The sequence below is a fragment of the Kinneretia sp. DJ1R-11 genome, from assembly GCF_025717595.1.
Taxonomy (GTDB): Bacteria; Pseudomonadota; Gammaproteobacteria; order Burkholderiales; family Burkholderiaceae_C; genus Paucibacter_A.
The window spans coordinates 95102-113728 of sequence record NZ_JAJIRR010000009.1; the positions used below are offsets into that span (position 1 = coordinate 95102).

17 protein-coding genes are annotated in these 18627 nt (G+C 66.3%); 12 read left to right on the forward strand and 5 right to left on the reverse strand.

The window, feature by feature from the left end; translation table 11 throughout:
- Positions 1–18 precede the first annotated feature (18 nt).
- Positions 19–606, reverse strand: coding sequence for an HD domain-containing protein (locus tag LNV23_RS15710; protein ID WP_263563837.1), 588 nt, complete (start codon positions 604–606; stop codon positions 19–21).
- 222 nt (positions 607–828) lie between these two features.
- Between LNV23_RS15710 and LNV23_RS15715 the strand changes: the two genes are divergently transcribed.
- The 8 genes from LNV23_RS15715 (at position 829) to LNV23_RS15750 (ending at position 7105) form a co-directional block, all read left to right on the forward strand.
- Positions 829–1395 carry a cytochrome b gene (locus tag LNV23_RS15715; RefSeq protein ID WP_263563838.1) on the forward strand — a complete coding sequence of 189 codons (567 nt, stop codon included), beginning with the start codon at positions 829–831 and terminating at the stop codon, positions 1393–1395.
- 31 nt (positions 1396–1426) lie between these two features.
- Positions 1427–2056 (forward strand): YceI family protein, encoded by a 630-nt coding sequence (locus tag LNV23_RS15720; RefSeq protein WP_263563839.1) that lies wholly within the window; start codon positions 1427–1429, stop codon positions 2054–2056.
- Between the two features lie 71 nt (positions 2057–2127).
- Positions 2128–2697: a YceI family protein gene (locus LNV23_RS15725; RefSeq protein ID WP_263563840.1), complete on the forward strand. Its 570-nt coding sequence runs from the start codon at positions 2128–2130 to the stop codon at positions 2695–2697.
- Positions 2698–2944: 247 nt separating this feature from the next.
- Complete coding sequence (locus LNV23_RS15730; RefSeq protein ID WP_263563841.1) at positions 2945–4387, forward strand: sensor histidine kinase; 1443 nt, start codon at positions 2945–2947, stop codon at positions 4385–4387.
- Positions 4384–4809, forward strand: a complete 426-nt coding sequence (locus LNV23_RS15735) for a hypothetical protein (RefSeq protein ID WP_263563842.1) — start codon at positions 4384–4386, stop codon at positions 4807–4809. Before LNV23_RS15730 ends, LNV23_RS15735 begins: the two co-directional genes overlap by 4 nt.
- Before the next feature lie 28 nt (positions 4810–4837).
- Positions 4838–5683, forward strand: a complete 846-nt coding sequence (locus LNV23_RS15740) for a LytR/AlgR family response regulator transcription factor (RefSeq protein ID WP_263563843.1) — start codon at positions 4838–4840, stop codon at positions 5681–5683.
- Between the two features lie 268 nt (positions 5684–5951).
- Entirely contained in the window at positions 5952–6845 is an 894-nt protein-coding gene (locus tag LNV23_RS15745) for an SPFH domain-containing protein (RefSeq protein ID WP_263517763.1), read from the forward strand.
- A gap of 29 nt (positions 6846–6874) precedes the next feature.
- Positions 6875–7105, forward strand: coding sequence for a type II toxin-antitoxin system antitoxin (locus tag LNV23_RS15750; protein ID WP_263563844.1), 231 nt, complete (start codon positions 6875–6877; stop codon positions 7103–7105).
- A gap of 4 nt (positions 7106–7109) precedes the next feature.
- On the opposite strand, the gene LNV23_RS15755 is transcribed toward LNV23_RS15750, so the two are convergent.
- Positions 7110–9188 carry an ATP-dependent helicase gene (locus LNV23_RS15755; RefSeq protein WP_263563845.1) on the reverse strand — a complete coding sequence of 693 codons (2079 nt, stop codon included), beginning with the start codon at positions 9186–9188 and terminating at the stop codon, positions 7110–7112.
- A 76-nt stretch (positions 9189–9264) separates the two neighbouring features.
- Here LNV23_RS15755 and LNV23_RS15760 point away from each other — a divergent pair, with 76 nt between their 5' ends.
- Both LNV23_RS15760 and LNV23_RS15765 read left to right on the forward strand, forming a co-directional pair.
- Positions 9265–10038, forward strand: a complete 774-nt coding sequence (locus LNV23_RS15760; protein WP_263563846.1) for a substrate-binding periplasmic protein — start codon at positions 9265–9267, stop codon at positions 10036–10038.
- Between the two features lie 121 nt (positions 10039–10159).
- Complete coding sequence (locus tag LNV23_RS15765; protein ID WP_263563847.1) at positions 10160–11728, forward strand: alkaline phosphatase D family protein; 1569 nt, start codon at positions 10160–10162, stop codon at positions 11726–11728.
- Here the strand turns inward: LNV23_RS15765 and LNV23_RS15770 are convergent.
- Positions 11707–12948, reverse strand: coding sequence for a serine/threonine protein kinase (locus LNV23_RS15770; RefSeq protein WP_263563848.1), 1242 nt, complete (start codon positions 12946–12948; stop codon positions 11707–11709). The genes LNV23_RS15765 and LNV23_RS15770 overlap by 22 nt on opposite strands.
- Before the next feature lie 219 nt (positions 12949–13167).
- Here LNV23_RS15770 and LNV23_RS15775 point away from each other — a divergent pair, with 219 nt between their 5' ends.
- Together LNV23_RS15775 and ppk2 are read left to right on the forward strand one after the other, a co-directional pair.
- Complete coding sequence (locus tag LNV23_RS15775) at positions 13168–14148, forward strand: AEC family transporter (RefSeq protein WP_263563849.1); 981 nt, start codon at positions 13168–13170, stop codon at positions 14146–14148.
- A 109-nt stretch (positions 14149–14257) separates the two neighbouring features.
- Complete coding sequence (gene ppk2, locus LNV23_RS15780) at positions 14258–15409, forward strand: polyphosphate kinase 2 (protein ID WP_263563850.1); 1152 nt, start codon at positions 14258–14260, stop codon at positions 15407–15409.
- A gap of 10 nt (positions 15410–15419) precedes the next feature.
- Here the strand turns inward: ppk2 and LNV23_RS15785 are convergent, their stop codons facing one another.
- A complete protein-coding gene (locus tag LNV23_RS15785) occupies positions 15420–15986 on the reverse strand; it encodes an MOSC domain-containing protein (protein WP_263563851.1) in 567 nt (188 codons plus the stop codon).
- A gap of 62 nt (positions 15987–16048) precedes the next feature.
- Positions 16049–18622, reverse strand: coding sequence for a PAS domain S-box protein (locus tag LNV23_RS15790; RefSeq protein ID WP_263563852.1), 2574 nt, complete (start codon positions 18620–18622; stop codon positions 16049–16051).
- Between the last annotated feature and the right edge of the window lie 5 nt (positions 18623–18627).

Consider the following 18627-nt stretch of genomic DNA (forward strand, 5'->3'; position numbering starts at 1 on the left):
GCCGGAACGCGAGTTTCATCAAGCCAACATCACGCGCGCGGGTTGACGTGCATCTTGCAACACCCCGTCGAGCAGGTCGAGGTAGTAGGCCAGCGGCGGCGTGCGCTTGCCCGGGTGCTTGGCCAGGTCATCCCAGCGACGCAACTGGATGGCCCGCGAGGCTTGCGGCTGGGCGAGGAAGAGCAGGCGCTCCTCGGCATTCATGCGCCCGCCCTGCAAGGACAGCGAGTGCAGGGAGGCTGCCGACAAGCTCTCGGCATAGGCCGGGTCACTACCGACCAAAAAGCGCTTGGCCTGCACATGAAGGCGGATGGGCTCCAGCACCTCGGCGCTGAAACCGCCGCTGGACAACAGCACCAGGGCGCGGCTCTCATGTTGGTCGTCGTGCAACACTGCCTCGGCAGGTGCGTCGAGCAGCTGGCCGAGATCGTGCAGAAAGGCGGCCGCCACCAAGGCATTGTCGGCATGGGCCCATTCGGCCAACTGCGCGCACTGCAGCGCATGTTCGAGCGCGCTCACAGCCTCTCGACGCTCCAGGCGCTGGCCCGTGTACAGCAGGGCGCCACGGCGCTGAAACAGGGCTTCAATCTTGCTGACGATGTCCATGACAAGCACTCCGGTAAACACAACTTCCAGTGGCAGGCATCTTGCGCCCATCACAGTGACTGGGGCGTGACGAGGCCGTGAGCGCGCCGTGAAGGTGAAGATTGACCTAGGGCAGTATTCAAATTCCCTGAACCCTGGCATCAAGCGCCATGAACCGCCGGGTCAGGGTCACGGCGCACACTGCCGACATTGCGACACACCGGCGCCACGCGCCAGACCGCCATGACGACTTCAGCACCTGCTTCCGCCCCTGAGTCCGCTGTACAGCGCTACAGCCCGCTGGCCATGGCCTTGCACTGGCTGCTGGCCGTCCTGATCATCGCCACCTTCGGCTTCGGGGTGTACATGGCAGACCTGCCCTTCTCGCCCAGCCGCATCAAGCTCTACAGCTGGCACAAATGGGCCGGCGTGACCATCCTGCTGCTGTCCACCGTGCGCCTGCTCTGGCGCCTGGGCCACCGCCCGCCCGCCGATGCGCCCATGCCGGCCTGGCAGGCACGGGCTGCCCACGCCACCCATCTGCTGCTTTACCTGCTGTTCTTCGCCGTGCCCCTGGCGGGCTGGGCCTACAGCTCAGCGGCCGGCTTCCCCATCGTCTGGTTCGGAGTGCTGCCGCTGCCCGACTTTGTGCCGGTGGACAAGGCCCTGGCCGAAACGCTCAAGCAGGCCCACAAGCTGTTGGCCTTCGCCATGGCTGGCCTGGTGCTGATGCACATCGCCGCCGCACTGAAACACCAGCTGATGGACCGCGACGGCCTGTTGCTGCGCATGATGCCGGCGCGCCGCTGACCCCACGATTCACGAACCGAAAGCCCGAGCCATGAAAACCACGCGATTGATGCACGCCCTGCTGGCCGCCAGCCTGTTCGCCACCCTGCCCGCCAGCGGGGCAGAGAGCAAACCTGCGGCCACCAAGCCCACGGCCCCAGCGGCGGCGGCCGTGGCCGCCACGCCCCAGCTGCAGGCCGCGGGCAGCGAGTTGCTGTTCGTCAGCCGCCAGATGGGCGTGCCGGTGGAGGGCCGCTTCAAAAAGTTCGACGCCCAGCTCGCCTTCGACCCCAAGAAGCCCGAGACCGGCCGGGTCGCCTTCAGCATCGAGCTGGCCAGCGCCAGCATCGGCGCACCAGAGTTCGACGCGGAACTGGCCAAGGCCGCCTGGTTTGACAGCAAGCGCCTGCCCCAGGCCAGCTTCCAGAGCAATGCCATCAAGGCCCTGGGCGGCGGCAAGTTCGAGGTCAGCGGAAAGCTCAGCATCAAGGGACAGAGCCGCGACCTGAGCGTGCCCATCAGCCTGACCCAAGCCGGCGGCGTGACCACGGCCACCGGCGCCTTCGTGCTCAAGCGCCTGGAATTCAAGATCGGTGACGGCGAATGGGCCGACACCTCCATGGTCGCCAACGAGGTGCAAGTGAAGTTCAAGCTGCTGTTCAGCGGCATCGCACCGCTCTGAGGCCGAAAGCCGCCACGTTTCCCTCCTGAAAACCACCGTCAACCCTGCTTTTTACCCAAGGAAGTTCCGAGATGAAAAAGACCCTGATCGCCGCCCTGACCCTGGCCACCGCCGGCTTCGCGCAAGCTGAATCGGCCACCTACGCCATCGAGCCGACCCATACCTACGCCACCTTCGAGATCTCGCACTTCGGCGTGTCCACCAACCGAGGCCGCTTCGACAAGAAGGAAGGCACGGTCACCCTGGACCGCGCAGCCAAGACCGGCCGCGTTGAGCTGACCCTGCAGATGGCGAGCATCAACAGCGGCTCGGCCGCCTTCGACAAGCACCTGCAAAGCGAAGACATCTTCGACGCTGCCAAGTTCGCCACCGCCAAGTTCGTGGGCGACAAGTTCAGCTTCGCTGGCGACAAGGTCACCGAGGTGGCCGGCGAGCTGACCCTCAAGGGCAAGACCGCCCCGGTCACGCTCAAGGCCATCGGCTTTGGTTGCTACCAGAGCCCCATGCTCAAGCGCGAAGTCTGCGGCGGCGACTTCGAAGCCACCATCGACCGCACCCAATGGGGCGTGGATTACGGCCTGGCTTGGGGCTTCCCCAAGACCGTCAAGCTGGTGATCCAGGTCGAAGCCGTCAAGCAGTAATTCGGCACCGACGCCCGACCACCTGCCCGCCCGCCGAGCCCTCGGCCGGCGGGCTTTTTCATGGTGTTTCGTGAAGTCCGTCACAGAGGGCCACGGGCGGTCTGGCGGCGGCTTCCGGCCGGCCTGCCGGACTGTCGCCCGTTCCTGCAATTCAGCCGTCCGCCCACACGGTGTGTCGCGGGCACATCGCCCGCCCGGTGCGGCTTGCGTACAGTGCGAGCAAAGACCCAAGGTATTCCCCAAGCCCATGCCCCCCTCGCCCGCCTCATCTCCGACGCCCTACCAACGCTGGCAGCAGATCTCCGCGCTGGTGCTGCGCTGGTTTCACATCTACGCAGGCTGGCTGGTCAGCATCAGCTGGAAGAACTTCATCATCCTCGCGGTGCTGCTGCTGATCGGCGCCAATATGGTGTCGAACCTGCCACCCTTCACCTGGCGCATCACCGAACAGGTCGAAGAAAGCTCCGTGCCGCGCAGCAAGCTGCCGCGCCTGCCGCCAGCACCCAAGGCCGAAAAGCCGGAAAAAGCCGAGAAAGCGGCCAAGCCCGCCGACAGCCGCGGCATCCATTACGAAATCAGCATCGACGAACACGGCGTGCGTGTGGTGCCCAAAGAAAAGGGCAGCGAAAAGAGCAGCGACAAGGCCGCCTCGGAGGCCGCCGGCGAACAAGGCGGCGTGAACATCCCCTTCCCCGCCTCGGGCGACCGCGCTGAAATTCGCAGAGCGGTCGAGGAAGCCCGCGCCTCGTTGGAGAAAATTGCCGAGAACGCCCGTGAAGCCCAGGAACGCGCCGAACAAGAGGCCCAGGATGCCCAGGACGCCAAACAAGCCGCCGAAGAAGTGCGCGCCGAAACCGAGCGCCTGATCGAGCAGGCGCAGAACAGCGGCCCGCAGTCACGTGTGCGAGTCATCCATTTCGGTGACTTCCTGGTCGACCTGGCCGCGCTCTGGGTGCTGGGCTCGGTACTGATCAAAATCACCTACAAGGGCCGCATCCAGGCCGAGGTGAAAGCCGCCCAGGCGACCGAGACGGCCGAGGCCGAATCGCTCAAGCGCCAGGTCATCGAGGCACGCATGGCCGCCATGCAGGCCCAAGTTGAGCCGCACTTCCTGTTCAACACCCTGGCCTCCATCGACCATCTGATCGAAACCGACCCGCCGCGCGCTTCGCAGATGCAGAAAAACCTGATCGCCCTGCTGCGCGCGTCCATGCCCACCATGCGCGAGGCGAACGCCAGCGGCGTGCGCGATCTGGGCCGCGAACTGGCCGTCATCAAGCCATACCTTGAGATCCTGCAGATGCGCATGGAAGAGCGGCTGCAGACCGAGATCGCCGTGCCCGAGGGCCTGCTTTCGGCCGAGTTCCCGCCCATGATGATCCAGAGCCTGGTCGAGAACGCGATCAAGCATGGCCTGGAGCCCAAGGCCGAAGGTGGCCGCCTGCTGGTCAAAGCCGAAGTCACGCATGGCAAGCTGGCCGTCACCGTGGCCGACACCGGCCTGGGCTTCGGCCGCGCAGCCACCGCCGGCACCGGCGTGGGCCTGGCCAATATCCGCGAGCGACTGATGATCCTCTACGGCTCGCGCGCCAGCGTCACCGTCACCGAGAACCAACCCAGCGGCACCGTGGTGACCATCACCGTGCCCTACCGCAGCCGTGCCGACGATCAACAAGGAGCATCCGTATGAAGAGCTTTGCCAAATTCATCCTGGCCCTGAGCCTGGTTCTCGCCCTGGTGGCTGCGGTGTCGGGCATCTGGATGTGGCAGGAGATGTTGGCCCACCCGGGCGTCAGCGTCAGCATCAACGGTGAAGACCTGGGCCTGCAGGAACTCGGACTGCACGAGTTCGGCGTCAGCCACTGGGGCGAACTCTTGCTGGGCGGCTTGGCCGTGGGCTTTGTGATGGTGTTCGTCCTGCCCTTCGTGCTGCTGCTCGGCGTCGGCCTGCCGCTGTTGATCGTCGGCGGCGTGCTGCTCGGTGTGCTGGGCATGGGCCTGGCGGCCATGTTCAGCGTCGGCGCACTGCTTGGGTCGCCCTTCATCCTGCTGGGCCTGCTGATCTGGCTGCTGCTGCGTGACCGCCGTGCCAAACCGTCAGCCCGCGTTTGAAGCCCAAATCCCGACATAACATCCGCGCATGAACACGCCGAACACCTCCACCGCCCCCACCCGTGTGCGCGCCATCCTGGCCGACGACGAGCGCCTGATGCGCGAGCAGCTGCGCAGCCGCCTGACCGAGGTCTGGCCCGACCTTGACATCGTGGCCGAGGCCAAGAACGGGCTGGAAGCGGTGGAGTTGGTGCGCGAACACCGGCCGGATCTGGTGTTCCTGGACATCCGCATGCCGGGCCTGACCGGCGTGGACGCCGCGCGCCAGATCGCCCAGCTGCCCGAGGATGACAGCTGGCTGGTGCCCGAGATCGTCTTCATCACCGCCTACGACCAGTACGCTGTCGAGGCCTTCGAACAAGGCGTGGCCGACTATGTGCTCAAGCCCGCCGAACGCGAGCGCCTGCTGGTGACGGTGGAGCGCATCAAGAAACGCCTGGCCCAGCGCAGCGAGGCCGCCGTGCCCGACACCGCCGAGCCGGCCGGCGCACCGCTGCAGCAGCTGCTGCACAAGCTCTCCGGTCAGCTCAACCCGGGCGCCAAGCCCGACTATCTGCAGTGGATCCAGGCCACGGTGGGCCCGGCCATCCAGATGATCCCGGTCGAGGACGTGCTGTTCTTCATCAGCGATGAAAAGTACACCCGGGTGCAGACAGCCCGGGTCGAGGCCCTGATCCGCAAGCCCATCAAGGAACTGGTGGACGAGCTCGACCCCAGCCTGTTCTGGCAGATCCATCGCTCCACCCTGGTCAATGCCCGCGCCATCGATGGCATCACGCGCGACTTCCGCGGCCGCCAGATGGTGGGCGTCAAGGGCCTGAGCGAAAAGCTCGAAGTCAGCCGCAGCTACACGCATCTGTTCAAGGGCATGTAGGCCCGGCGGCCCCGCAGATGGGCCGCTAGGGTCTGCTTCCGGCACGTAGCGGAAATTCAATTGCAACCACAGAGGCACGGAGGCACAGAGCAAAAACCAATTCGGCTTTGTATTTCTCTGTGCCTCTGTGCCTCCGTGCTTGCCTTTTGTATTCGGCTGCTTTGTGCCGCCAGCTGCTCTTCTCAGCCTCATCTCGCACCCCATCCCGCCCCGATTGACAATCCGTCAATTGAGATTAAAGTGATATCACCTTTAATCGGAGGACGCGATGAGAACCCAGCAAGAATTTCGCACCGAAACTGCCGCACGCACACACAGCGGCGCCCTGGCCGTGACCCTGGCCCTGATCGGCTTGGCCGGCGGCACGGCCCTGGTGATCAGCACGGTCAGCCTGGGGCCCTGGGCCTTGCTGCCCGGTTTGGCCCTGGTGCTGGTCGGCATCCTGGCCCTGGCCGGCCTCTATATGCAGCAGCCCAATGAAGCGCGCATCCTGACCCTGTTCGGCCGTTACTGTGGCAGCGACCGCCGCGAAGGCCTGCGTTGGGCCAACCCGTTGATGCTCAAGCGCAAAATCTCGCTGCGCTCACGCAATTTCAATGCGCCCACGCTCAAGGTCAATGACAAGCGCGGCAACCCGGTGGAGATCAGCGCGGCCGTGGTCTGGCGGGTGCGGGACACGGCGCGCGCGGTCTTCGAGGTCGACGATTTCGAGGTCTATGTGCGCATTCAGGCCGAAGCGGCCATCCGCCATCTGGCGGCGCAGTTCGCCTACGACGAGGGCGACGACATCCACTCCGGCGAGATCACCTTGCGCGCCGGCCAGGACGAGGTGGCCGCCGCCCTGGTCAAGCAATTGCAGGAACGCTTCGGTGATGCCGGCGTCGAAGTGCAGGACGCCAAGATCACCCACCTGGCCTACGCACCCGAGATCGCCCAGGTGATGCTGCGCCGCCAGCAGGCCGAGGCCATCATCAGCGCCCGCAAGAAGATCGTCATCGGCGCGGTCAGCATGGTGGAAGAGGCGCTCAAGGGTTTGAGCGAGCGCGCCATCGTCGAGCTCGACGACGAGCGCAAGGCGGCCATGGTCTCCAACCTGCTGGTCGTGCTGTGCTCGGACAAGGAGACGCAGCCCATCATCAACACCGGCACGCTGTACAACTGAGGCCACCCCAGCCTCTGCACTGATCTTCCATGGCCAGCCCCGACAAAAAGAGCTTCGCCTTGCGCCTGGATCCGGCGCTCTGGGCCGAGATCGAGCGCCTGGCGGCGCAGGAGCTGCGCTCGGCCAATGCGCAGATCGAGTATTTGCTGCGCGAGGCCTTGGCGCGGCGCGGCATCAAACCGGCGGTGAACCGCAGCCCGCGCGGCCGGCCGCCCAAAGAAGGCAGCGTCGGCGAGGACACAGACGCCGGCGAGCCTTGATCGATCAGCCGCCTGGCTTCTCGACCTGCGCCGCCTGCGCAGCATTGGACGCGGCGCCCTTGGCCGCGAAGGTCTCGCGCAGTCGCTTGAGCTTCTCGCGCGGGTCTTCCTTGCCCGAACCTTCGTTCAAGCGCATCTCGGTGATGAAGCGGCTGGGCACGCCCATCACCAGCTCACGGTTCTTCTTGCGCCGCCGCAAGGTGCTGACGGCCAAGGTGGTGCGCGCCCGCGTGATGCCCACATACATCAGGCGCCGCTCTTCTTCCAGGCGCTGTGCGGTCATGTCCTCGTCATCGGCCTTGAAGGGCAGCAGGCCTTCGTTGACGCTGGCCAGAAACACATGCGGCCACTCCAGGCCCTTGGACGCATGCAGCGTGGTCAGGGTCACCTGATCCTGCTCTTCATTGCGTTCGGACAGAGAGATGATGACGCTGATGGTCTGCGCCACCTGCAGCACCGACTCCTTCTGCGCCTCCATGGTCGTGCCGCCGTCATTGGTGACCTGGCCGCCGCAGCGCTTGGCCACCCAATCGACAAAGTCGAGCACATTGTTCCAGCGCGCCATGCCGACCTTCTCGTTCTCCTCGCTCTCGATCAGGTGCTGCTCGTAGCCGATGTCCTTGAGCCACTCCAGCAGCAGCGCCTTGGCCGGCTCGGCGCCCTCGGTGTGGCGGGCCCGGTATTCCAGCTCATTGACATAACGGCCAAATTCGTGGAGCGAGCCGATCGCCTTCTTGCTCAGCACGGCACCCAAGCTCTCGGCGAACAAAGCCTCGTACATGCTGCATTTCCACTGCCCAGCAAACTGGCTCAGCGCGCCCAGGGTCTGGTGGCCGATGCCGCGCTTCGGGGTGGTAATGGCGCGCAGGAATGCCGGGTCATCGTCCTGGTTGACCAGCAGGCGCAGCCAGGCACACAAGTCCTTGATCTCGCTCTTGTCGAAAAAGCTCTGGCCGCCTGAAACCTTGTAAGGGATGTTGGCGCGGCGCAGGGCCTGTTCGAAGATGCGCGCCTGGTGGTTGGCGCGGTAGAGGATGGCGAACTCCTTGAAGTCCTTGGCCTTGCCATCGCCGCGCAAGGCCTGGATGCGCGCCACGGCGCGCTCGGCCTCATGTTCCTCGCCGTCCGACTCGATCAGGCTGACCGGCTCGCCATCGCCAAAATCGCTCCACAGCTTCTTCTCGAACAGCTTGGGGTTGGTGGCGATGACATTGTTGGCCGCGCGCAAGATGGCGCCGGTGGAGCGGTAGTTCTGCTCCAGCGGAATCACCTTCAGGTGCGGGTAGTCGACCGGCAGGCGTTTGAGGTTTTCGATGGTGGCGCCGCGCCAGCCGTAGATGCTCTGGTCGTCATCGCCCACGGCGGTGAACATGGCGCGCGGACCGACCAGCACCTTGAGCAGGTCGTACTGCACGGCATTGGTGTCTTGATATTCGTCCACCAGCACATAGCGCAGCTGGTCCTGCCAACGGCCGCGCGCCTCGGCGTCCTCGCTGAGCAGGCGCAGCGGCAGGCTGATCAAATCATCAAAGTCCACCGCTTGGTAAGCGGCCAGGCGCTCCTGGTAGCGCTCCATGACGACGGCCGCGGCGCGTTCGTTGTCGTCGCGGGCCATGGCCATGGCCTGCTTGGGCGTCAGGCCCTGGTTCTTCCACATCGAGATGGTCCACTGCCAGGATTTCGCCTGGTTGGCGTCGACCGTGCCGCCGGCGTCGCGCAAAAGACCCAGCACATCGTCGCTGTCGAGAATGGAGAACTGCTCCTTCAGACCGACACGCGTGCCCTCCTGGCGCAGGATGCGCACGCCCAGCGAGTGGAAGGTGGAAATCACAAGATCCTTGGCCGCGCGCGGGCCGATCAGGCTCTTGGCACGCTCGCGCATTTCCTGCGAAGCCTTGTTCGTGAAGGTGATGGCGCCGATGTGCTTGGCCGCATAGCCAGCATGCAGCAGGCGCGCAATCTTCTGGGTGATGACGCTGGTTTTGCCCGAGCCGGCGCCCGCAATCACCAGGCAAGGACCATCCAGATGGTGGACGGCCTGGAGCTGGGCGGGGTTGAGCTTGGAGGCGGGCTTGGCAGACATGGCGAGCGGAGGGGAGAACGGGCGATGATAGCCATTCGTGGCCGCTGCCCGGCCCGCCGCCCATAAACTGCCCCGCATGCCGATGACCGCGCGCCTCCGCTCCACCGCCCTGCTGCTCTGCGGCCTGCTTTGCGTGTTGCTTGGCAGTGCGGTTCAGGCCCGGGAGCTGCTGGCCGTGGGCACGCAGTTCCCGCGTGTCCTGGAGCTGGACTCCAAAGGGCTGGCGCGCGGCATGGCCGTGGACCTGTTGAACCGCGCCGCTGCACAGCAAGGTCACAGCCTGCGTTTCGAGGTCCTGCCCTGGGCGCGGGCCCAGCTGATGGTGGAGCAAGGCCAGGCCGACGTCTTGATCGGCCCCTACCGCAGCCCGGAACGCCTGGGCCGTTTCCTGTTCTCGCAACTGGCTTTCTATGAGGATGCCCTGGTCTTCTACGCCAGCCCGGCCAAGGCCGAGCTCTGGCGCGGTGACTGGAACAGCTTGTCCGGGCGCTCGGTCGGCCTGGTCCTGGGCTGGGCCTATGGCGAAGCCGTCGAGCAAGCCCGCAGCAAGCTCCAGATCAGCAACCCCGGCGACGTCGCCACTGGTCTGCGCATGCTGCAACGCGGCCGCATCGAACTGCTGGCCAGCAACGAGCGCAACACCACGCCAGTGCTGGAGACCCTGGGCCTGACGCAGCAGTTTGTGCCCTTGCAACCGCCGATCGCCGTGCAGGCCGGCCACTTCGCCTACCCTCGCAACGCCCAAGGCGAAGCGCTGCGACTGGACCTGGACCGCAGCCTGGAGACGCTGCGCAGCACGGGCGTGCTGCGTGAGTTGGGGCGGCAATGGGGGGTAAGAGTTCCAGACTGAGCTGGAGCAACAAGGCAGGAGCCGGGCGTGAGGCAGGCTGAAGCTGTGACCGTGCGCCAACCAGAAAGCTGAAGGCACCGGCGTCACGGAAACTGAGCCTGTCCCGCTTTATGCTGCGTTCATGAACATCCCAACGCCCTCTCCTCAGCGCCGTCGATTGCTGCTGAGTGCCCTGGCCGGCTCGACCGCCCCCCTTTTCATCCGCCACGCGCGGGCCGACTCAGTGGAGCGCTTCGCGCTCGGCATCGCCTCGGGCTGCCCGCGCCCGAGCACCTTGGTGCTGTGGACACGGTTGAGCGGGAGCGAGCTGCCGGCCCAGGTGAAGGTCGACTGGGAGTTGGCCGAGGACGAGGGCTTCACCAAGCCCGTAGCCAAGGGACAGGAGCTGGCCGTGGCGGCAGACGGCCACAGCGTCCATGCCGAGCCAGCCGGACTCAAGCCAGACCGCTGGTACTGGTACCGCTTCACGGCCCTGGGCGCCCGCAGCATGGCTGGGCGCACACGCACGGCGCCAGCCCCAGATGCCAAGGTCAGCGAGCTGCGCTTCGCGATTGCCTCCTGCCAACGCTGGGACCATGGCCGTTATGCCGCCTGGGCCGATATGGCGCGCCAGGACCTGGATTTGGTGCTGTTCCTGGGCGACTACATCTACGAGTACGCCGCGGTCTCCAATGCCTCGGCCAGCGGCCCGTCGCCGCGCGTGCACCAGGGCGGTTTGTGCCGCAGCCTGGACGACTACCGACAGCGCTACGCACAGTACAAGAGCGACCCGGCGCTGCAGGCCATGCATGCCCGCGCCCCCTGGATCGTCACCTGGGACGACCACGAGGTCGACAACGACTGGGCCGGCGACAGCTCACAAGGCCTGGAGGCCGATTTTCCGCAGCGCCGCGTGGCGGCCGCGCAGGCGTATTGGGAACACATGCCTTTTCCCAAAGCCTTGCGACCGCGCGGCCACGAAATCCGCATCCATGAGCGCTACGACTGGGGTCAGCTGGCCCGCATCATCAGCGTCGATGGCCGGCAATGGCGCGACCCCCAGGTCTGCCCCAAGCCCGGGCGCGGCGGCTCCAACACCTTGTCCATCAAAGACTGCCCCGACTTTCTCGACCCGCGGCGCAGCCTGTTGGGCGCCGCGCAGGAGCAATGGCTGGCGCAGAGCTGGGATGCTTCCCGTCCCTGGAATCTGCTCGCTCAACAAACCTTGATGGCACGCATGAACTGGCAGGAGAACCCCGAGCGCCCGGGCGTCTACTGGACCGATGGCTGGGACGGCTACCCGCTGGCCCGGCGGCGCCTGCTCAGCGAGATGGCGGCGCGCAAGCCGCGCAATGCCGTGGTGCTGGGCGGTGATGTGCATGCCAACTATGTGGCCGACCTGCGCGCTGATTTCGATCTGCCTGTCGGCACCGGCAACCCGGTGCTGGCGACGGAGTTCTGCGGCACCTCGATCAGCAGCCAGGGCCTGGATCAGAGCCGCATCGACCGGGCGCTGCCACACAACCCACATCTGCGCTATGGGCGAGGCGACCAGCACGGCTATATGCGCTTCCAGCTCAGCCAAGCCAAGCTGGAGGTGGAATTGCGCAGCGTCAAGGAACTCTGGGATGCGGGCAGCGCGCTTGAAGTGTCGGCGCGCTTCGCGGTCGAATCAGGCCGGGCCGGCGCTCACTCGTTGAGCGACACCTGACGCAGCTCGGCGCTGTCGGCCATCGGCGCGGCGAGCAAGGCGCCGGCGCCCGTGGCCAGCTGTTGGCGCCTGCGAGTCTCCAGCGGCGCTGTGGGCGTCTGCCGGGGCGCCGACAAGGCCGCTTGGGTTTTGGCCAAGGAGGTGGTAGCTGGGATGCTTTGTGCGGTCGCAGGCCCCTGCAGATACTGGCGCCCCAGCCAACCGCCGACCAAGAGGCTGACCGCGATCACACTGACCAAGGCCAATCGCTTGCTGCGCCGCGGCGCCTCATGCAGACCTCCGGCGCCTGCTTCAGCAGCTTCTGTCTCGTCATCAGCGGCGGCGGCGTCCATACCTGGCATCGGCGTCAGACTCAATGCCGAGTGATTTTCGCCTGCCAGCCAGGCCCGCAAATCGTCGGCCAGGGCCTCGGCACTGACATAGCGGCGATCGGCACGGGGCGCCACCGCTTTGTGCAGCAAAGCGTCCAGACTGAACTGCTCGGCGCCACTGAGGTTGGACCAGCTGGCTGAGGGCGAGGCCTCATCGACATCACCACCAAAAGCCGAGGGCAGACGGCCATCGACCAGCATATAAAGCAAAGCGCCGAGGCCGTAGACCTCGCTGCCCAGGCTGGGCGGCTCGCCGGCCAAAGCTTCGGGGCTGGCATAGCCGGGCACCGAACCCAGGCCCATGCCGCGCTCGAATGGATCTTGCGGGTCGGGCATGCGCATCAAGCCCATGCCCATCAGGGTCAATCGCTGGTCGGGGGTGACCCAGATCATGCCGGGGTCCACCTCAGCCAGCAGCCAGCTTTGCTGGTGGGCATAGCGCAGCACCTCGCAGAGCTGCACCACCAGGCTCAAGCGAGCCCGCAAAGGCATGTGCGAACAGGCCCGGATGATGGGTTGCCCTTCGGCCCAGCCGAGGATCATGTAGGGCTGGCCCAGCGGCGTCACGCCGCTGTCGCTGGGCACAGAAATCTTGGCATGCGAGAGCTGACCCAGGTCATGCGCCTGGTCGGCAAAACGCAGCATCACACCCGCGGCGCGTTCGCTGCGCGGCAGCACCAGCACGGCACTGGACTGTCCCGTGGCCAGCGCATGCTGGGCGCGGTACCACTGGCCGCCGGGTCCGCCGTCGACGCCATGCACGGCAGCCGCGAGACGCCAGACGCCCAGGGCTGTGCCTTCGCGCAGCGTGGTCGGTGCGGCCGGGGGGGGGAGGGCAAGTTCAGGCATTCGCATAGGGTTTGTGCTGACATGCTAGGGGATTGCGACCGGCTTGGGGAAGAGGTGTGGCCCTCGAACCGGGGGTCCCTGCGCATTTGCTCACGCGATTTAGGGCTTATTCACGCCCTCTGTGAACACGCACCGGCGCTGCGGCGCTGAGCCGGGTCGCGGCGCTGGTCGGATGCGCCTCGCCGAAGCGGCCTGGCACTTGCGATACTGAATCTTCATATGAGTGCCATTCTCGCCGTCACGCTGCCCTTTTTCGCCCTGGTCCTGTGCGGTTATGCGGCGGCCCGCCAAGGCCTGCTGGCGGAAAGCGCAATTCCGGGTCTCAACAGCTTTGTGCTGTTCTTCGCCCTGCCCTGCCTGCTGTTCCGCTTCGGTATGAACACACCGGTGCTGCAGCTGCTCAACCCGGCGGTGCTGGGCGTCTACTTGAGTGCCGCCCTGCTGGTCGTGGGTGTGTGCATCGCCCTGACCCTCTCGGCCCGGGTACAACTCAAGGATGCGGCCTTCGGCGCCCTTGTGGCCGCCTTTCCCAATACCGGCTTCATGGGCGTGCCCTTGTTGGTGGCCCTGCTCGGGCCGGCGGCGGCGGGGCCGGTGATCTGCACGATCTTGGCCGATCTGTTCTTCACCAGCTCGCTCTGCATCGCCCTGGCGCGCGCCCATGACGCGGTGGTCGGCGCCGATGGGCGCAGCGCCGCCGGCGCGGCAGCACGGCAAGCGCTGCGCGGCGCGCTGTCCAACCCCCTGCCTTGGGCCATCGCCCTGGGTGCTCTGGCCAGTGCCAGCGGCCTGCGCCCGCCCGGCCCCGTGGACAGCGTGATCCGCATGCTGGCCGATGCCGCCACACCGGTGGCCTTGTTCACCATCGGCGCCGTGCTCTGGCGTGCCGGCCGGCATGCGCACAGCCGCACGCCGCCATCGCTCTACCTGCCGGTGGCCGCGATCAAACTGCTGCTGCATCCGGCCCTGGTGCTGGGACTGGGCCTGGGCGCGCGCCACCTGGGCCTGCCGCTGGGAGGCTTCGAACTGACCGTGCTGACCCTGGCGGCCGCGCTGCCCAGCGCCAGCAATGTCTCGCTGCTGGCCGAGCGTTATGGCGCCGACAACGGCCGCATCGCCCGCATCATCCTGGCCAGCACCAGCCTGGCCTTCCTGAGCTTCAGTGGCCTGGCTTGGTGGCTGCAAAGTCACCCGCTCTGAGCCAGCTCGTGAAGCCCAGCGCCCTCCGCAACGGCTTCTTGAGCTGCGTCAAGGCAGACCGGCCGCAGGGGTGAGAATGTGACGAATTCATGACAAACCGAATCACGCCATGAGCACAGCCGCACGCAAGACCGCACCCGCCGCCCCTAAGAGCCGCAGCAGCGCCGCCAAGCCGGCGCCCCGCCGCAGTCGCAGCGGCGACACCGCCGGCCGCCAGGACCCGGCCGGCATCGCCCGCCATGTCGTCAAGGAGGCCGTGGCCGCGGCCCAGGCGCGCGAGCTGGAGGCCTTGAAGGACATCGTCGCCCGCCAAGGCCCGGCGGCGCTGGCTTCCTCGGTGCGCGCCATCGTGGCCGGCTGCGCACCCGACGATGCCCAGGCCCTGCGTCAGGCCTTGCTGCAGGAATTACAGACGCCCGAAGGCAACGAAGCCGGCGTCGACCCCGACCAGGCCCTGTCCAGCCACTGGCGGCACGGCGCCTACCCCTACAAGAACCTGCTCTCGCGCAAGAGCTACGAGAAGCAAAAATACCAGCTGCAGGTCGAGCTGCTCAAGCTGCAGGCCTGGATCAAGAACAGCGGCCAGCGCCTGGTCATCCTGTTCGAGGGCCGCGATGCCGCCGGCAAGGGCGGCACCATCAAGCGATTTATGGAGCACGTCAACCCGCGCGGCGCTCGCGTCGTGGCGCTGGAAAAGCCCAGCGAGGTTGAACGCGGCCAGTGGTATTTCCAGCGCTATGTGCAGCACCTGCCCACAGCCGGCGAGATCGTGCTGTTCGACCGCAGCTGGTACAACCGCGCCGGTGTCGAACGCGTCATGGGCTTCTGCAGCAACGACGAGTACAGCGAGTTCATGCGCCAGGCGCCCGAGTTCGAGCGCAATCTGGCGCGCAGCGGCACGCATCTGGTCAAGCTCTGGTTCTCGGTCAGCCGCGAAGAGCAACGCCGCCGCTTCAAGGAGCGCGAGGCCCATCCGCTCAAGCAATGGAAGCTCTCACCGATCGACCTGGCCTCGCTGGACAAATGGGACAGCTACACCAAGGCCAAGGAGGCGATGTTCTTTCACACGGACATCGCCGAGGCACCCTGGACCGTGGTCAAGTCGGACTGCAAAAAGCGCGCACGCCTGAACGCCCTGCGCCATGTCCTGCACCAGCTGCCCTACACCAACAAAGACCTGGACAAGATCGGCCCGCTGGACCCGCTGCTGGTCGGCCGGGCCAATGTGGTCTACGAGCGCGGCGAGGGCCAGGGCGGCTGAGCCGCTTCGCTCACACCCGCTCCAGGGCGCGGTGCGGCAGCGGCGGCAACTGCACCTGGATGGCATCGCCGGGACGCACCCAACCGCCCTGCAGCACGACAGCCATGATGCCGGCCTTGCGGATCAGCTGCCCCTCGGGGCCGCGGTCCAGTACAGCGGCCAGCAGGCCCGGCATGAAGTTCTCGATCTGGGCGCAGGGGTTGCGCAAGCCAGTGACGCGAAGGCGGACTTCGGCGCCGATCTGCAACTCTGTGTCGGTCGGCAGCGCGAGCAGGTCCAGCCCGGCCGTGCAGATGTTCTCGCCCATCTGAGCCGGCGCCAGCGCCAGGCCGCGCCCGGCCAGCTCCTCAAACAACTCGTGATGGAGCAGATGCACCTGGCGCAAATTCGGCTGACTGGGGTCCTGCGCCACACGCGAGCGGTGTTGAACGGTCATGCCGCGATGGGCATCGCCGCGCACGCCCAGGCCGGCTTCCAACTCGATGGCGTCCACGAGGTGTTTTGAAAACCCATGCACGGCACTGCAGCTGACACTGAACACCTGGGGCAGGGGCTTGGAACTGGGCTCACTCGTCATGGGAAGGCCGACCTCTGCTTTGCGTGGGGAAGGAAACGCGCCGCAGTATGCCTGCCAAGGACTCAATCGAGATTGCCCATCAGCTGCGAATCGCCCGGCTGACGCAGGGGGAGGTAGATGTGGAAGATGGCGCCGGGATTGTCACTGCCGTCATCGACGCGGTTCTCGGCGTAGATACGGCCGCCATGGACCTCAATGATTTTGCGGCAGATGGCCAGGCCCAATCCGGTGCCGCCGGAGCCATCCTTGGTCTGGCTCGACTGCACAAAGGCATCGAAGATCTTTTCCAGCTCCTTCTGCGGAATACCCGGCCCCTGATCGGCCACGGTGATGTGGACCTCGCCCTGCGGCGTCAGGGCGGCGCGCACATCAAGGGCGCCACCTTCGGGCGAGAACTTGATGGCGTTCGCCATGACATTGCGGATCACCTGCTGAAAGCGCAAGGGGTCGACCTTGGCGGCCAGCGGCGTGGCCGGCTGGCGCAGCGACAGGCGCAAGGTGCGCCTCGCCATCAATGGTTCGAGTTCACGCATCACACCCTGGATCAGGCCGCGCAGATCGCAGCGCTCCAAGTCAAAGGTGCCGACCGCACTCTCGATCTTGGACACATCGAGCAAGTCGTTGACCAGGGCCAGCATGCGCTGCCCCGCTTGCTGGATGTCCTGGAACATGCCGCCCAGCTTGGGCTGCTCGCGCGAACGCGCCAGGCCGAGTTCGGAAAAGCCGAGGATGGACTGCAGCGGCGTGCGCAACTCATGGCTGATGTTGGCGACGAACTCGCTCTTGGCTCGTGAGGCTTCCTGGGCGACATCGCGCGCTTCGCGGGTGGCCCGCTCGGCGGCACGGAATTCACTGACATCTTCCAGCGTACACAGGATGCCGGCGACACCGCCGTTCTGATCGGGCACGCGCACCTTGGTGATCAGCATGTCTCGCAGACTGCCGTCGCGGTGTTTGATCTGGGTCTCGTAGCGGATGCGGCCGCCTTCACGCAGCAGTCGCGCGTCCTGGTCATCATGCACCGAGCGCTCGGCCTTGGGCATGAAGCCGCCGACCTCCTGGCCGATGGTGGCGAAGCGGCTGCGCCCGGTGAATTCTTCCCATGCCTGGTTGACGGTCACATAGCGCCCGGCTGCATCGAACATGGACACCGGCAAGGGGCTCATCTCCTGCAGCAGCGCACTGAAGGCCAGCTGGTGCTGCAGGCTCTGCTGCGCTTCGCAGCGCTCGGTTACATCGACTGCGCTTCCAGCGAAGCCCGTCAGACCCTGGCCACGGGCTTCCTGCAAAGGCAGGACAGACATCTCAAAACGACGCATCCGGCCATCGGGCGCCACCAGGGCGAACTGGGCCGTGCGAGCCTCCTCCAGCGGGCCACGCGGGTCGAACAAGGCCTGCACCCGCGCGCGGTGTTCGGGCACCACCAGGTCGGCCAGATGCAGGCCCTGGGCGTCCCGGCTCGGCAAGGCGCTGAGGCTGGCCCATCGGGCATTGACAAAGCTGATAGCACCGCTGGCATCGGTGCGAAACACGAACTCCTGCAGACTGCGCAGCAGCACGCGCAAGTCCTGCTCGCGCGCCGCCACCCGTTCATGGGCCCGGCTCAGCGCAGCCCGCCCCCGCGCACTGCTGCGCAAGCTTCTCAGCACGACCCAGGTCGCGCCGGCGATCAACAAAGTGCCGGCCACGGCAATGCCGAGCAAAACATAGAGCATGTCGCGCCAGCTTTGCAGAGCCAAATCCACGGGCTGTTCGACCAGGAGCACCAGCGGGCGGGTGCGCGAAGCACGGAAGGCCACCACCTGGGTACCCGCGACCGCGCCGGCACCCACATAACTTCCAAACTCTCGGGCCGGCAGCCAGTCGCTGAAGACGGGATGTCCGCTCAAGCGGCTGCCGGGTGCCTGGGGCACGCTCTCGCTGCTGGCCAGCAACTGGCCGTCGAAACTGCTCAACAAGGCAGCCCCCTGAAGATCGGCCAGGGCCTGACTTTGGTAATTGGCCAGGGTGTCGGGGTTGATCAAGGCCAACAGCAACAAGCGTCGGCCACCACCCAGATTCAGCTGGCGCAGCAAGGGCAGCATGCTGACCGGCGACGTGACCGGGCCTGCGCGCAGGTCGCGCACGCCGCGACCGGGCAGCATCCGACTCAGGCGGTCGACGCCATCGCCGGGCCAATTGCCCAGCAAGCTCAGCTCGACCTGCAGACCAGCCTCACCCGCCTCCGAGCTGGCCAGCACGCGGCCCTGGGGGCTCAGCAAGGCCACACTGCGCAGCACCGTCTGCCCCTGCAAGGCCTGACGCAACCCGGCCTGGGTCGTGGCAGCATCAGCGCTGCTGGCTGCAGCATCGGCGGCCAGCCAAGCAGGCAAAGCGGGGCTCTCGGCCAGCACCCGCAAACTCAGCGAGGCAGCCTCGACGGCACGGGTGATCTGGTCCTCCAGCACCCGGCTCATCAGCTCAGCGCGCGCCCGCGCGGCGCTCAGCGCTTCATTGCGCTCGTACCAGGCCAGCACGGCCAAGGCCAGCAACAAGGCCAGGCTCAGCAAACAGGCAGCCAGATAGACCCGCAGACGCTGCGACACGGCCGGCGCATCGCTGGACTGGAGCAGGACTGGAGAGGAGCGGGGGCCCATGGTGC

Excerpts from the sequence above, each read along its gene's own strand:
- LNV23_RS15710 (WP_263563837.1), bottom strand. The coding sequence starts at position 606 with ATGGACATCGTCAGCAAGATTGAAGCCCTGTTTCAGCGCCGTGGCGCC.
- LNV23_RS15715 (WP_263563838.1), top strand. The coding sequence starts at position 829 with ATGACGACTTCAGCACCTGCTTCCGCCCCTGAGTCCGCTGTACAGCGC.
- LNV23_RS15720 (WP_263563839.1), top strand. The coding sequence starts at position 1,427 with ATGAAAACCACGCGATTGATGCACGCCCTGCTGGCCGCCAGCCTGTTC.
- LNV23_RS15725 (WP_263563840.1), top strand. The coding sequence starts at position 2,128 with ATGAAAAAGACCCTGATCGCCGCCCTGACCCTGGCCACCGCCGGCTTC.
- LNV23_RS15730 (WP_263563841.1), top strand. The coding sequence starts at position 2,945 with ATGCCCCCCTCGCCCGCCTCATCTCCGACGCCCTACCAACGCTGGCAG.
- LNV23_RS15735 (WP_263563842.1), top strand. The coding sequence starts at position 4,384 with ATGAAGAGCTTTGCCAAATTCATCCTGGCCCTGAGCCTGGTTCTCGCC.
- LNV23_RS15740 (WP_263563843.1), top strand. The coding sequence starts at position 4,838 with ATGAACACGCCGAACACCTCCACCGCCCCCACCCGTGTGCGCGCCATC.
- LNV23_RS15745 (WP_263517763.1), top strand. The coding sequence starts at position 5,952 with ATGAGAACCCAGCAAGAATTTCGCACCGAAACTGCCGCACGCACACAC.
- LNV23_RS15750 (WP_263563844.1), top strand. The coding sequence starts at position 6,875 with ATGGCCAGCCCCGACAAAAAGAGCTTCGCCTTGCGCCTGGATCCGGCG.
- LNV23_RS15755 (WP_263563845.1), bottom strand. The coding sequence starts at position 9,188 with ATGTCTGCCAAGCCCGCCTCCAAGCTCAACCCCGCCCAGCTCCAGGCC.
- LNV23_RS15760 (WP_263563846.1), top strand. The coding sequence starts at position 9,265 with ATGCCGATGACCGCGCGCCTCCGCTCCACCGCCCTGCTGCTCTGCGGC.
- LNV23_RS15765 (WP_263563847.1), top strand. The coding sequence starts at position 10,160 with ATGAACATCCCAACGCCCTCTCCTCAGCGCCGTCGATTGCTGCTGAGT.
- LNV23_RS15770 (WP_263563848.1), bottom strand. The coding sequence starts at position 12,948 with ATGCCTGAACTTGCCCTCCCCCCCCCGGCCGCACCGACCACGCTGCGC.
- LNV23_RS15775 (WP_263563849.1), top strand. The coding sequence starts at position 13,168 with ATGAGTGCCATTCTCGCCGTCACGCTGCCCTTTTTCGCCCTGGTCCTG.
- ppk2 (WP_263563850.1), top strand. The coding sequence starts at position 14,258 with ATGAGCACAGCCGCACGCAAGACCGCACCCGCCGCCCCTAAGAGCCGC.
- LNV23_RS15785 (WP_263563851.1), bottom strand. The coding sequence starts at position 15,986 with ATGACGAGTGAGCCCAGTTCCAAGCCCCTGCCCCAGGTGTTCAGTGTC.
- LNV23_RS15790 (WP_263563852.1), bottom strand. The coding sequence starts at position 18,622 with ATGGGCCCCCGCTCCTCTCCAGTCCTGCTCCAGTCCAGCGATGCGCCG.